Source organism: Oceanisphaera sp. W20_SRM_FM3, assembly GCF_052119705.1.
GTDB lineage: Bacteria > Pseudomonadota > Gammaproteobacteria > Enterobacterales > Aeromonadaceae > Oceanimonas.
Map to the genome: position 1 here is coordinate 53799 of NZ_JBGQOP010000004.1, position 15026 is coordinate 68824.

11 protein-coding genes are annotated in these 15026 nt (G+C 44.9%); 10 read left to right on the forward strand and 1 reads right to left on the reverse strand.

Features of this window, described 5'->3' with window-relative positions:
* Positions 1-49: 49 nt before the first annotated feature.
* From ACEN2G_RS03535 to ACEN2G_RS03545, 3 genes are all read left to right on the forward strand, one after another.
* Entirely contained in the window at positions 50-625 is a 576-nt protein-coding gene (locus tag ACEN2G_RS03535) for a PilZ domain-containing protein (protein ID WP_442020087.1), read from the forward strand.
* Entirely contained in the window at positions 622-4098 is a 3477-nt protein-coding gene (gene mfd / locus ACEN2G_RS03540) for a transcription-repair coupling factor (protein ID WP_442020088.1), read from the forward strand. The genes ACEN2G_RS03535 and mfd overlap by 4 nt, the downstream gene beginning before the upstream one ends.
* Positions 4099-4355: 257 nt before the next feature.
* Complete coding sequence (locus ACEN2G_RS03545; RefSeq protein ID WP_442020089.1) at positions 4356-5867, forward strand: FAD-dependent oxidoreductase; 1512 nt, start codon at positions 4356-4358, stop codon at positions 5865-5867.
* Between the two features lie 344 nt (positions 5868-6211).
* Here ACEN2G_RS03545 and yegD read toward each other — a convergent pair whose 3' ends face one another.
* Complete coding sequence (yegD, locus tag ACEN2G_RS03550) at positions 6212-7570, reverse strand: molecular chaperone (protein ID WP_442020090.1); 1359 nt, start codon at positions 7568-7570, stop codon at positions 6212-6214.
* A gap of 913 nt (positions 7571-8483) precedes the next feature.
* Between yegD and ACEN2G_RS03555 the strand changes: the two genes are divergently transcribed.
* The 7 genes from ACEN2G_RS03555 to ACEN2G_RS03585 all read left to right on the forward strand — a co-directional run bounded on the left by ACEN2G_RS03555 (position 8484) and on the right by ACEN2G_RS03585 (position 14624).
* Positions 8484-8894 carry a hypothetical protein gene (locus ACEN2G_RS03555; protein ID WP_442020091.1) on the forward strand — a complete coding sequence of 137 codons (411 nt, stop codon included), beginning with the start codon at positions 8484-8486 and terminating at the stop codon, positions 8892-8894.
* Positions 8895-9022: 128 nt separating this feature from the next.
* Entirely contained in the window at positions 9023-9379 is a 357-nt protein-coding gene (locus tag ACEN2G_RS03560; RefSeq protein WP_442020092.1) for a hypothetical protein, read from the forward strand.
* Entirely contained in the window at positions 9379-9993 is a 615-nt protein-coding gene (locus ACEN2G_RS03565; RefSeq protein WP_442020093.1) for an ABC-three component system protein, read from the forward strand. The genes ACEN2G_RS03560 and ACEN2G_RS03565 overlap by 1 nt, the downstream gene beginning before the upstream one ends.
* Positions 9993-10487 (forward strand): ABC-three component system middle component 5, encoded by a 495-nt coding sequence (locus tag ACEN2G_RS03570; RefSeq protein WP_442020094.1) that lies wholly within the window; start codon positions 9993-9995, stop codon positions 10485-10487. Before ACEN2G_RS03565 ends, ACEN2G_RS03570 begins: the two co-directional genes overlap by 1 nt.
* Positions 10480-12402: a hypothetical protein gene (locus tag ACEN2G_RS03575; RefSeq protein WP_442020095.1), complete on the forward strand. Its 1923-nt coding sequence runs from the start codon at positions 10480-10482 to the stop codon at positions 12400-12402. The genes ACEN2G_RS03570 and ACEN2G_RS03575 overlap by 8 nt, the downstream gene beginning before the upstream one ends.
* A gap of 791 nt (positions 12403-13193) precedes the next feature.
* The gene (locus ACEN2G_RS03580) at positions 13194-13379 is read left to right on the forward strand and encodes a YqaE/Pmp3 family membrane protein (protein WP_442020096.1); all 186 of its coding nucleotides are present in this window, start codon (positions 13194-13196) and stop codon (positions 13377-13379) included.
* A 468-nt stretch (positions 13380-13847) separates the two neighbouring features.
* Entirely contained in the window at positions 13848-14624 is a 777-nt protein-coding gene (locus ACEN2G_RS03585; protein ID WP_442020097.1) for an outer membrane protein, read from the forward strand.
* The last annotated feature ends 402 nt before the right edge of the window (positions 14625-15026 follow it).

Below are 15026 nucleotides of genomic sequence, written 5' to 3' on the forward strand. Positions count from 1 at the left end.
CAAGTTGCGGAATAATAAAGCTATGTGAATGGCGCAACAAGAGCAGCGAATGATGGCAGACCCTTATTTCAGCATCGACTATCGAGCACAAGTCAATTTGTGCCCTCTGGCGGATGGCGAAACCGTGCCCGACGTCGACACCTTGGAGGCCCAAATTCCGGCGCCATTCAAGCTTATCAGCGAAGTTACCCGCATCGATACCAATAATGCCCGTATGTTGCGTAATTTAGACGAACATGCGGCGGATCTTGTCGAGATCATTAATTTACAATCGCGCAAAATCGATTTAGTGCTCAGCTATGTATTAGCTGGCGAAGATGAGCCTGCTGAGCGCCATCATACCTTAACCTTGGGCGGCGGCGGTTTTACTTTTATGTCGCCCACCCCTTGGGCCAACGACAGCGCCCTACGCTTTAAGCTGTTTTTACCCGAGCTGTCGGTGGCCGTGTTTGGTTATGGCGTGGTCACAAATGAGACCGAACCGCACCATTATCGTTGTCACTTTAGCGCACTGCGCGAGCAAGACCGCGACGCACTTATTCGCGCCAGTCTGCAATTGCAGGCCAAGCAACTTAAAGCCCGCGCCGAACGCCGCGCCCAACAAGACGGCCCCACAGCATCATGATCCAGATAGCCAGCCCCACGCCCAGACCCAAAGCCAGCCTTGGGCAACTGCTTGGCAGCAGCTTAAGCCTCGCCATCGCCCAACAGGCCATCCGCGAGCAAAAACTGGTGCTGTTGGTGGTACCAGACACGCCCACGGCGCTGCGTTTAGAGCAAGAAGTGCGGCACTTATTGAAAAATGAGCAAGCGGCAGACAATAAGCAAAAACTGCCGGTGCAGCTGTTCCCCGATTGGGAAACCCTGCCCTACGATCAGTTTTCGCCTCACCAAGATATTATCTCCCAGCGCCTAGAAACCCTCTATGGCGTGCCCGCATTAACGCGCGGCGTGCTGATAGTGCCGATAACGACCTTGATGCTGCGCACCCCACCGCGCGCTTGGTTAGAACAAAACAGCCTGCTGTTAAAAACCGGCGACAAGCTGGATATGCATGGCCTGCGATCACGCTTAGAGCTGGCGGGTTATCGCTCTGTGGATCAAGTGCTGACCCACGGCGAATACGCGGCCCGTGGCGCCTTGCTCGACTTGTATCCCATGGGCTCCGCTGAGCCGTTTCGCATCGATTTTTTCGATGATGAAATCGACACCCTGCGCCCCTTCGACCCCGACACTCAGCGCTCTCGCGATACGGTGGCCGCGGTGCGCTTATTACCGGCGCGGGAGTTTCCGACCGACCCACTGGCCATAGAGCGCTTTCGTGGCAACTATCGCGAGCGCTTTAGCTTACGTAACGAGCCCGAGTCTTTGTATCACAGAGTTAGCCAAAGTCAGTTTCCGGCCGGTATTGAGCATTATTTCCCACTGTTTTTTGACCACACCGAAACCCTGTTTGACTCGTTGCCGGAGTCGTTATTAGTGCTCACGGTCGGCGAGTTATCTACGGCCGCCGACACCTTTTGGCACGATGTGCAAACTCGCTATGAAGACCGCCGCTACGACACTATGCGCCCGTTGTTGGTGCCAGATGAGTTATATCTGCAACCGAATGCGGTGCTGGCCGAGCTTAATCACTGGCCGCAATTACAACTTAACCAAACGCCGGTATTAGAAAAAGGCGATCGGCTGAATGCGCCCATTAGCCCCTTGCCCGAGCTAGAAGTTGAGCATCAAAAAAGCGAACCGCTCAGTCGGTTACTGTCGTTTTGCCAAGATTTTAAAGGCCGCGTGTTATTTTCGGTCGAAACTGCCGGTCGGCGTGAAGCCTTAATCGAGCTGTTTGCCGGCTCCGCCATTCGCCCTTGGCCTTATAACAGCCTTAGCGAATTCGTTGCTGGCAAAGACGCCATTGGCCTATTGGTCGGCCCGCTGTCTCAGGGTTTTATCCTGAATGACAAAAATGCCAAAAATAGCATAGCGCTGATTTGTGAAGGCGACTTGCTGGGTGGGCGCGTAATTCAGCGCCGCCGCCGTGAAAAGTCCAAGAGCCTAAGCCCAGACACCTTAATTCGTAATCTGGCCGAGCTGTCCATCGGTCAGCCGGTGGTGCATCTCGATCACGGCGTAGGACGCTACACCGGCCTGCAAACCTTAGATGCAGGCGGCTTAAAGTCTGAATACTTAACGCTAGAATATGCCGGTGGCGACAAGCTCTATGTGCCGGTGACTGCGCTGCACTTAGTCGGCCGCTACAGCGGTGCCGACGACCCCACCTTAAATAAGCTGGGTAACGAAACTTGGGCCAAAGCCAAACGCAAAGCCGCGGAAAAAGTGCGCGACGTGGCGGTAGAATTGCTGGATGTGTACGCGCGCCGCGCCGCCCAACCGGGCCAAGCCATGGTGCACGACAAAGCCGCTTATCGCCAATTTGCCGACTCCTTCCCGTTTGAAGAAACCGACGATCAGCTCACCGCCATCAGTGCCGTGCTCACCGACATGACCCAACCCAAGGCCATGGACCGTTTAGTGTGTGGCGACGTGGGTTTTGGCAAAACCGAAGTGGCGATGCGTGCCGCCTTCGTGGCAGTACATCATGGCAAGCAAGTGGCGGTATTGGTGCCCACCACCTTGCTTGCACAACAGCATTACGACAACTTTCGCGACCGTTTCGCCAACTGGCCGGTGCGCATCGAGATGATCAGCCGCTTTAAAACCGGCAAAGAGCAAGACAAAGTGCTGGCCGGTATGGAGGACGGCACCCTGGATATTGTGATCGGGACTCATAAGTTATTAAGCAAAGACATTCGCTTTAAAGACTTAGGTTTATTGGTGGTGGATGAAGAGCACAGATTTGGTGTGCGCCAAAAAGATCAGATAAAAGCGCTGCGCGCCGATGTTGATATTCTCACGCTCACCGCCACGCCCATTCCGCGTACCCTAAATATGGCCATGGGCGGCATGCGCGATCTTTCGATTATCGCCACGCCACCGGCCAAGCGCTTAGCGGTAAAAACCTTCGTTAAAGAGTCAGATCCGGCCACCATACGCGAGGCCATCTTGCGTGAGCTTAAGCGTGGCGGTCAGGTGTATTACCTGCACAACGACGTGCAAACCATAGAGAACACCGCCGAAACACTGGCCACTCTTGTGCCAGAGGCACGCATTGCCGTGGCCCACGGCCAAATGCGTGAGCGCGAGCTTGAGCGGGTGATGACCGACTTTTATCATCAGCGCTATAACGTATTGCTATGCTCAACCATTATTGAAACCGGTATCGACGTGCCCACCGCCAACACCATCATCATGGATCGCGCCGATAAGCTGGGCTTGGCGCAATTGCACCAATTGCGCGGCCGTGTGGGTCGTTCGCACCATCAGGCTTATGCCTATTTACTGACGCCAAACCCCAAGCGCATGACCACGGATGCCAAGAAACGGCTAGAGGCGATTTCGGCGTTAGAAGACTTAGGCGCCGGTTTTGCATTGGCCACTCATGACCTTGAAATTCGTGGTGCCGGCGAGCTGCTGGGTGCCGAGCAAAGTGGCCAGATCACCACCATCGGCTTTAGCCTGTATATGGAAATGCTCGAGCAGGCGGTGAAAGCCCTGCAGTCCGGCAAAGAGCCGGCACTGGATCAACTGCTGCGCACTCAAACCGAGATTGAACTACGAGTACCAGCTCTGTTGCCAGACGATTATATTCCAGATGTGAACATGCGCTTGTCTATGTATAAACGCATCGCCACCGCCGAAGATGATCCACAGTTGCGCGAGCTGCAAGTAGAGCTGATTGACCGCTTTGGCCTGTTGCCTGAGCCCACCAAAAACTTGGTGGCACTGGCGAGCCTTAAGCTAAAAGCTAATCCACTCGGCATAGATAAAATCGATGCCAGCGCCAAGGGCGGTAATATCACCTTCGCTCAAGACGCGCCCATCGATCCCATGTTCTTGGTCGGCCTCTTGCAAAGCCAACCGCGCATCTACAAAATGGAAGGGCCAACCAAGCTCAGCTTCGCTATCCCCAGCCACGACGCGCAAGCGCGTTTAGCGCTGATCAATGACTTGTTAACCGAGCTCGGCAAACACCAAGTCTCGTGAAGAGTGAAGGGGAAAGAGTAAAGAAAACGACGACATAAAAAATATTTGCCACGGAATACACGGACGAATAACAATAAAAATAAAGTGATCAGAGCATTTATCTTGTTAAGATTTTTCTAATAAAATGTGTTTGCCTGGGTCTTACTTTCCGTGTTCTTCCGTGTATTCCGTGGCAAGAGAGTCTTTAGGATCTTGTTCTGGATTAGATTTACCCCCTCACCCATTACACTTCACCCTTCACACCGTTTAGAGAATAAATGAATACACACCCTTGTCATGCCGCCATACAACGCCCCCTTACCGTCGGTATTTTAGGGGGCGGCGTGGCCGGTGCTACGGTCGCGCTGCGCTTGGCCGATCTCGGCATTAACACGCGGCTGTTTGAAGCCAGCAATGGCCTACTCAATGGCCCACCGATTTGTCACCTGCATGCGGGCGGCAACCTGTATCGCGAGATCAGCGATAGCCAGTGCCTCACCCTGCTGCGCCAATCCATTGATTCGGTGCGTGCCTATCCGCACAGCATTAATCGCCGCCCCACCGTGATTGCCATTCCGACTTCAGATAATGGCGACGCCAATGCATTGCTGCCCAGACTCAAGCAAGTGGCCAAAGAATATCAGCGCTTAGTGGCCTTGGACTCGGCCAACAAGGTATTGGGTGAGCCAGATGATTATTACCGCTGCTACACCCGCGAGCAGTTTGTGGCGCTGGCAGCCCTGCCATTACCGAAAAAAGCAAAAAGCCACGACGACTGGTTGATCCCATTGGCCCACAGTCTTGATCCTGACGCCTTAAAGTTCCCGCTGATCTTGGTGCAAGAATACGGCTGGAGCCTGTTTCGCATGGCGGCCACCGCCACCTTGGCGCTGCAAAACTCGCCCCATTGCCAGTTATTGCTTAATACCCGCGCCACCCATCTTGAGCAATTGCCCGATGGCTGGCTAATTGAAACCAGCACCGCCGGCTTGGTAGAAAGCCACAAGGTAGATTTCTTAGTCAACGCCTGCGGTTTTCGCACCGGTTTGGTAGATGACATGGCGGGCTATCGTCGCCAACGCTTGGTGGAATACAAGGCCGCCTATGTTGCCCATTGGCAAACCGAGGGCATTTGGCCAGAGGTGATCTTTCATGGGCCACGCGGCACGCCCAAAGGCATGGCGCAATTAACACCCTACCCCAATGGCGTGTTTCAGCTGCACGGCATGACTGATAGCATCACGCTGTTTAAAAACGGCTTAGTAGCCAGCAGCGCTTTGAGTGCCCAGCCGCAATTGCCGCTGTCGTATCAAAACCAAATTGATCAAGGTTGGCAGAGCAAGGATGTGACCGCGCGCACCCAAGGTGCTATCGACCATATGGCACGCATCTTACCGACATTTGCTAGCGCCACCGTCGGCGGCAAGCCGTTATTCGGTGCCCAGCAAATTCCCGGCTCAGATCCCTCTTTACGCGCCGCCGATGTGTCTTTTGAAGGTAGCCATTATGCGCGCGTCGAGATAGTCAAAGCCTCATCGGCGCTGACTGCCGCCGATCGCATAGTGGCGCAATTAGCCGGCTTAGGTTGGTTAGAGCAGAGCTGGTTAAAGTGGGACTGCCTAGAGCAAAGTGTTGAAGGTTTAGTGATGAATGATAAGTTACAAAATCCACGCCTATCGCCGCAGTTAGCGATTACCGCTCAACACAGCGCCGAACAAGTAGAAGCACTGGCCATCAAGCTGGCCTGTGAACGCGGCTATCCAGAAGCCTTGGCGTTAAACATGGATTAGTTGGAGAGTAAGCGACAACTGGGCAACCTACGCCGACACGCTCGGGGACTTGCCACTCACAGCTTTAGCCTGCTGCGAACATTCACTGGATGTTCGGTCAGGCTAAAACGGTTCGTCACGGCGAGGTAAACTCGCCCCCTCTACGCTCAGCATATTACGTCCTACCGCCGATGTATGGCGGAGGTGTCAGCATTGCAGGAGCCTTTGCTGAGCCTGTAATATGATGGTCGGCTACGGTTATCCCAGTTGCCTCTTTCATGGCTCCGTGTGGCGGCCAAGAATAAGAAAAGGCCTGCATCGCAGGCCTTTTTACTTTCGTTCATTTCTGCATGGCTAAGCCGTGCTTACGAATAAATTTTATTTGCCCAGCGCGTTAAACCCGCGGTTACACTGCCGAAGTGGTCACCGATCACGATGGGCGTATTTTGAAATTGCTGTTGTAAAAACGCATTCAATACCGGCGATTTAGCGGTGCCGCCGGTGACAAACACTACGTCTGGCTCGCAGCCTGCTTGGGCAATGGCATCTGTCATCAATGCGGTAATGGCGCTGAGTTCGCGGTTACAAGCCTTGGCAAAGCCGTCTCTATCTAAGGTCACGCTTAAGCCCGAATCGATATCGGATAAGTTAACAAGCTGCTCGGTAAAATCTGTTAAGCCGATTTTGCTTTGCTCGGCGGCATTCACCACCCGATAGCTAAGTTTGTTCTTCTGTACTTTTAATAAACGACTGAGTAACTCAGGCTGTTCGGCATCGCGGATCAGCTGCTCTAAAAAGCGCGCGTTGGCGGCGGTGTAAAATTCGGTTTGGTTATGAATGTTGTTAATCGACACCGCCTGCCAAAAGCTGTTGGCAGGCACCGGCTTGCCGATTTTCAGCATGCTGTCTAGGCCGAAGCTCGGCATTATGCCTTTTAGGGCAAAGGCGATATCAAAGTCATTACCGCCCACTCGCTCACCGCTGTGGCTTAACAAGTCCGCCGTTCTATCGCTGGCAGCCGCCTGTTTGGGGCCCATTAACAACATGGAGCAGTCGGTGGTGCCGCCGCCAATATCGACCACTAACACTTTGGTCTCTTGAGTCAGGCTGGCTTCATACTCAAAGCCGGCAGCGACTGGCTCAAATTGAAACTCTACGTCTTTAAAGCCCACGCGCTTGGCAGCCTTGGTTAATATTTCGATAGCTTGGCGATTACTTTCTTCGCCGCGCAAACCTTGAAAGTTAATTGGCCGACCAATCACGGTTTGGCTAACACTTCTACCCAAACGCGCCTCGGTGAGCGTTTTAATATTGATCATCATGGCCGCTACTATGTCTTCAAACAGTTCTGCTTGTTGTGGCAGCAAACCGGTGGCACCCAAAAACGATTTAGGGGATTTGATGTAATAGCCTTCGTCTGGCTCTTGCAGGTAATCCTTTAGCGCTTGTTGGCCAAACGACAATTCTGTGGGGTAGCCATCTAATACCAGCTCGCGCAATGCGCCTTGCCCTTTTTGCAGCTGGCGCGCACGTTGGCTTTGAAACACCGGCTGTTCTGCCGCACTGAGGTTTTTGTGCAGCCAGTTAACAATCACGTCTCGACTCGGTGCATACAAGGTGGACGAGATGTAACGGCCATGCTCGCCCAACGCCAACAGCTGCGGTGCGCCGTTTTCCATCACGCCCACCGCGCAGTTTGAAGTACCGTAGTCAAATCCGATCATGTTGAAATCTCACTTAAAATCTAATGCTGAAGCTCAAAAAATACTGAGCAAGCCAATAGCTCAGGCCGCTGTTTGGTCGAAAACGACGAAGCTGCTTTTGGCTAGGCTAAAAAAATGAAGCGGCATTATAGCGGAAAACGAAGTTCATTGATGGATGAAAATGGGAAAGAAAATCATACATGTAGCTGTGGAGAATAGAGGTCGCTGGGTAACCTGCACCAACTCACTGCAAACTTTTGACAGTTATCAAATAAGAGTTACTGAATGGCTGGCAAAAAGGTAAGACAAAGGGCCTACTCCTCCGACTCGCCGTGAATACTTCCATGTAGGCTCAACCGCGCCATCCTTGGCGCAGATGGTCGGCTGAGCAGCTCCCTTTGCCCCCTAGTCAATTTCGGCGTCGTCTGTAGAAATAACTCTCAATCCGAGAAATTGCCTATAAAACAAACACCAAAGCGTTTGGCACCTTACCTTTACGTTTTTGCAATTGCCTTCACCCATTTTAGCCGTCAGAATAGACGCGTTTGGAAACTTTAGTTCAAATTGAGCGACTCGAGCTGCTCGGCGGTAGCCTAGATGACTCCCACCAAGGGATTATAAAAAGCCCTCCAGACGTCCTTTTTTATACAGTCTATTAAGAGCCAGCTGTAAGCGTGCGCAATATCAACACTAGCGATGCGTATTACCACTGCTCTACTGAAAAATCAGCTTGTCATTAATGTTGTTATAATTTTCACGATGTATACCACGGAATATATATAAGCAGACGCATTTTGCTACTGCAGGACTATCTTACAAGATACTTAGCTAATTTATAAAAATCGAAATTATCTACTTTCAAACAAATTTGTGTATGAATGTAGATACGCATGAGAAGTATTATAATGTTAAAAAATCCAAACAAGGAGTATCAGTGAAAAGAAGAGACTTTATTGCAAATCATTTTATGCGTAAGGATTTTATCGAGGATGTAATGAAGTCCGTAGCTTGGACAACTCTATGTAGCGCAGTCTTTACCATGTCAATGGCGGCTTTAAAGTCCGGTGAATATTTTCAAGGTGTCGTAGTTTTTATCGTCTTTCTTTGGCTGTCGACAATTTCATTTATGTACGTGGCTGTACATGTGGTTATTCCTCTGGATTCAGCAATGTATCCGGCAGATCCTTATTGGGACGAAAAAGCAAATAGTCTAACTGGCTTAGACCGTTTTTTTGAAATTTGTAAGGTTTTTCTGGTTAGAAAGCGTATTTTCTACCTGTCCTCGATCATGGGATATGTTTTGTACGCAAATGAAGTCACGGAATACTTAGCAGAGAAGTTGTAACAGGCTAACAAAATGTCGTTGTCGGACTGGTTTTCCGCTACGCTCCAAACCTGCCGCAAAGTACGGCGTTATGTTCCACATGCTATCTAATAAATTTATAAATAAAATTTAATTAAGGTTATTAAATTATGGATTGGAAGATTGCACTAAAAATAGCTGGACCATCAGCGATTGCCTCCTGGGTTTTTTTGGAACTGATTGGATATTATTTATCTAACTCTGAAATTTTTAAAACCAGCTTTTATTTAAACCTCACACTCCTTATTTTCATATTCTCTTTTTGTTTAATTATGGGGTGGTTATGGACTCGTAGTAGCAATGAAAATAACAAGACAGAACCAACTGATAATAAAGTTGAAAAGAATGATATTTTTGAAAATGAAGTAGGTGTTGACTTATCAGTTGGTAGTATGGATACGAGTATTGTCGATAATAAAATTTCAAAAAACAAAGTAAAAGGCTCTTTAAATATTGGTAGTAAATAATGAATACTCAAGAACAAGATAGATCATTAATTCCAAATTCTTCTAAATATATCTCTGGAAATGAAATAAAAGACAATGATATTGGTGGAGACTTAAACATTGGAAGTACGGTGATCAAATTGCCATCATATAATATTTCAGTAGGGGCTGAATCTCTTAAAGCATTAATACATGAACATGAAAAATTAAAAGAAGAAAACCCCATTTATCTTTATGTTATTGAAGAGCTTCAAAGTAAAATTACAGATAGCAAGTCTAGGAAGGTGATTGGGTTAGAAAAAAAATTAATAAAAGCAAATAAAGAAATTTTTCTTGATGAAGCCCTTATATCTAGTCAGAAAGCCTCAAAAATGATATTAAGATTTCAGAACATAAAGTCATATCAAATTATTTTCAATCATGTTTTAAGTCTTATTGTAACAAGGTTTCGAGCACATGTAGTTCCTTTAATTAAAAAGGGTGTAGACGACTTAGCTATTAAAACAGTTATTAATACAGTTATTGTTGAGCCCTTAAATCAGGAAGTAAGCTTAGCTGGGGGCTATATCACTAGTGATTTGATTGAAGGGATGTTGTATTTTCTTACAGAAAAATGCCATGTGGAGTGGGTATAATGATTATTTACCATCCAGCTAATGATGTAAATCATTGTTCTTATCGCATATTAAATATATTACACTCAGTCAATAACAACAAAATAAATTGTGACATGATAAAAATTATTAGTTTTTATTATGTATACCCTCACTTATTAAAGAGAATGAAAAGCTTTCCAAGACCGTTAAACTATCAAGCAAAAAAAATTAAGAACATAAGTGATTCATTTGAATTAACACCAAACCCAAGAAGCCTGTTTTTTGAAATGAACCACACACACGAAGCCGCTATTTTGTCTTTGCATCAGAGATCACTAATAAACATTAATCAAAATATTGTCAGTCTAGAAAAACAAAACCTCCCAAATAAACTAATTCAAGAATTTAAAGCAGATAAACTGACAAAAAGTGCACTTTTTAAAATCCTTGTTGAGTGTTTGCCGAACGTTAAATTAGATGGAGATAATGGCCTCAAAGCTAAAAGTGGATTAATGGAGTACAAATATGATTAGCTCAAGATTTTTTGTAGAGCGCCTAGTAATTATAAAATCAGGACGTAGCGTTTATGATGAAAAATTTCACAAAGGAATAAATGTAATTAGGGGCGATCATTCCGTTGGAAAAACAACAATATTAGAGATTTTATTTTATGTTTTAGGCGGAGAAATCAAAGATAATCAATGGCTATATCCTGCAGATCATTGTGATGAAATATATTGTCAGGTTAATATTAATGGAGCTTCATTTACAATAAAAAGAGATATTGAAAAGGGTAAGATTCCCCCAATACGAATACAAGGTGGTTCTTATGATGATACAAGCTTAGATAATCTAGGCTGGAAAAAATTTGGTCCTAGAAGAAGTGAATCTGGTGAAAGAGTTTCGTTTTCGCAACAATTTTTTGATTTATTAGGCTGGGATAATCATAAGTCTGATGATTATGCGAATTTGACAATGCACCAAGTGCTTAGATTTTTATATGTAGATCAAGAAACTGGGTCAACAAAAATTTTTCGCGCAGAAGATAATCCTCGTGGTGATAGTGAAGTTATACGAACAGCAATTGCCGATTTTTTATTGGGCTTAGATAATCTTGATACGCACAGATTGAGACAACAACTTATTTTGGCAGAAAGAGAATTTGATAAAGTGGCTGCTGATTTAAATGCCATGTATAAAGTGTTGGGAAGTGATTCTGGTTTAACTCTTGACGTTTTAAATACTCAAGTGATAAATATTTCTGATGAGATTGTATCTTTACAGAATAAAGACGTTGAGTTAAAAACAACTACTGAGTTTGAAGTCGAGTCTGCATATATTTACAAGGAATTAGAAAAGAAAGTAGAAGTATTTAGTCGGCAACTTCAGTCTTTAAATATTGAAATACAAGAAACGAATGGTGAAATAGTTGATTGTGAACTATTTGGTTCCTCACTTGATTTTAGAAAAAAATCATTACTAGAATCCAAGTCGGCTTTTGATTGTATTGGTGCGATTAAATATACACATTGCCCTTGTTGCTTGGAAGAGATTAATCATTATAACGAAGACACTTGCCACTTATGTAATACTAAAAATAAAGAGTTTCATCATTCAAATAATTATATGCAAATTTTGACAGAGCTTGACTTTCAGATTAAAAGCAATGCAAAAGTTTTAGATGATTATAAAGGCCATTTAGAAGGTCTTAAGTTTGCGCAAGTAATTTCAGAGGCACAGCTAAAAACTTCTCAAAGCGAGCTACAGTCGATTTCAAAAACTGTAGATGTAGAAACTCAGGATTTGATTAAAAGATCGAAGAAGATAGGGTATTTAGAGTCGGAAATTAAAAATATTGAAAAGCAGGTTAAAATAATAACCGACTTAGATAATTATAAATCTAGAAAATCCGTTCTAAATAATACAATTACAGAGCTCCGTGAAAAGATTACTGCCGCTGCCGTATCTAGCAAAAAAAGAAGAGAGAAAGTTAACCTTGGAATCTGTGAAAATATGTTACCTATTCTACACTCCGATTTACGTGATAATGGAAAACCTTATGAAGAAGTTTTTGCGGCTGCGAAGAGTAGCGATATTGAAATTGATTTTTCAAAAGATAGAACACTAATAGATGGAAGAGTTAAATTTTCAGGAAGCTCTAATTATATAAAAAAGAACGCTTTTTATCTTGCTGCTTTGCTCGAGTCATTGTCAGACCCGCTTTATAGATTACCAAGATTTTTAATGCTGGATGCCATAGAGAATGGTGGCATGAAACCTTTTAGAAGCCATAACTTTCAACGTTCCATAATTGAAATGTTTAAAGATAAAAAAGACTTTCAAATAATATTCTGCACTTCAATGGCATTAGATGATTTAAATAATGAGGAATATGGTGTTGGCCCCTATTATGTTGGGAATGTAATCAACATTAAAACCGGAAAATAACAAGGCTCTTAAAATTAAAATAAACAGTGAGTTACGCTTCGCTGCACATTATAACCCTCTATTCTAGTATTCTTAGTGCGACGTTAAATGTATTGAGCATGTATCTATTCTTAATCAGGCTCTAATTAGACGCCCATGTTAATTACTTCTGCTGTGATGATAGATAAATCATCCGGCTAATTTCCGAATCTTGCCCTGCTTTTTGGTCACTAAATTGCAGGTTAGTCACCTACAGGTAACTCCGTAGCATGAGGCGGATGAAGGGATCTGCTCCGCCGACCATCACATAACAGGGATGTTATGTGTTTGAGCGTTACATGGAGGTACTTGAAGCGTGTCGGCGGAGTAGACCTTCATTCGCCATTGATAGGAAGCTAACAAACCACTCCTGCTAGAAACAAACAAAAAAGAAACGCTAACAATACACCCATGTTAATTACTTCTGCTGTGATAATAGATAAATCATCCGGCTCATTTCCGAATATTGCCCTGATTTTTGGTCACTAAATTGCAAGTTAATCACCTATAGGCAGCTCCGCAGCATAGGGGGGATGAAGAGAGCTGCTCCGCCGACCGGCACATAACATGGATGTTATGTGCTGAGCGTTACATGGAGGTACTTGAAGCGTGTCGGCGGAGTAGACCTTCATCCGCCATTGAGATAAAGCTATCGCGCACCTAAGCGTTGAAAGAATGAAGCGCTCTAGGCTCTTCATAACCGAGACAATTTAGTACTAAAACTGTACAGTGCGGAAGTTTCTATTGGATCTGTTAACAAAAAAGGAAATTTTATGAGATTACTGCTAGCGATATTTTTACCTTGGCTGCAATTTTTCACCATAGGTCGCCCGATTGCGGGCATTATTTGTCTTATCTTGCAGATCACGCTCATTGGCTGGATCCCTGCTGCTCTGTGGTCTGTATACGCGTTAAGCCAATATAAAACCGACCAAAAAATTGCTCGCACTAGATCTTAATACGCACAGAAAATAGCCGGAACAAACAAAAGGGTGCCCAATCGAGGCACCCTTTTTCGTGAGCTCTGCAGTGAAAATACTTAACAAGCCACCCATGTTAATTATTTTTGTATGAATACCAACCAGTTAAACCTTGCAAAAGGTGTGAGATCTCGCCCTGTTAAAAGTAGCGGCAGATCGAGGTGGCAAATTAGTATCCCTTGAGTATCAAGTTAGACCCACTGGACTTTCACTTGGAAAGTATTTGGAATGTTTTGTAGTAAATTCACTAGACAAATAAGCCTAACAAGGCCAATCACAAACGCCAGCAAGCTGGCTGAACTCGCTGACGATCGCCTGTATTGGCGGCGTTAAATGGCAAAAGGAGTTATGTCGAAAGTGACGATGCTGTGATAAAATTCAGACCTCATTTCACCCTGAAATGTCATTAATTAAAAATAACCAAACACTTAAAAAGGATAAAGAACCATGCGCCTTAACTATAAAAATTTTTTATCAAACTGCGCTATTCTATCATTTACTGCAGCGACCAGTTCTGTAGCTTTAGCGGCGGACTTAGATGCAAGCTGGGGCGGATTATATGGTGGCATAACCATTGGTGCACTTAATGGTGAAGCGGATCCAGATACCACCACAACAGACGGATCCTACTTCAGAACACAAAACATCAATAAACTAAATAACACCTTTCAAAAAGATGTATCTGGCTCTACTGCTACAGCGTCGGCCCTGGTAGGTTATTTAAAGCAAAATAATAACTTCCTCTATGGTATTGAAGCCGATTTAACGGTTATGGGTTTTAATGAAAAAACAAGCACGACAACTGGCTATGCAAATGGTGCCGGAGAAAATAACACTGAGACTTCGATAAAAAGTAATTTCTCTTTGGCAATTAGACCGACTATAGGCTATAGCTTTGGTGACACAATGGTGCAATTTGGGGCTGGACCTGTCATTAGTCAATTTGATTACAAGTTCAATTTTTCTGACTTCAGTGATATAAGCACAAGCACAGATATGGATAAAACAACTATCGGAGTATCTGCCGACATAGGTATTAAACATAGGTTTGACAATGATTTAATCATACAGCTCGATTATATTTACTCTCACTATTCAAATATTGTCGACAGTAATAGCTTGCTTACGAACGCATCTGGCAGCAGCACCAATACTGATGTATTTTCTCATGGATCTGAGTTTGAATCTAATAACATTCGCATTGGCCTTATAAAATACTTCTAAGGTGTTGCCAGGGTAGATCGCCACATTAACCCTCAATTCAGAAATGAGTCGGGGGTTTTTAGAGAAGTGTTACTTATTTATATTAATCAGGCTTAATACCTGTGTGATGTGAGATATTTTTATTGGTGAAGGCACAACTATAATAACCCCTATTAGCGATCACAATAGATTATTTATAAGGCTATGGAAACTTACACTAAGTAAAGATTTAGCCTTTAAAATATCCTCATCTGATGCTGGTAGAGAGTGGAAGACTGGACATTTATTAACGAGTTAGTTTTCAAGTTTTAGAGTGCTACAGTTAAATAAAAGAGAGCTTACTGACTAAATTTTATTGCATCATGCTAACACCAAAATTCATGCATTTTTAATAAAAACTACGAAGGGAAGGATGATAAAAAG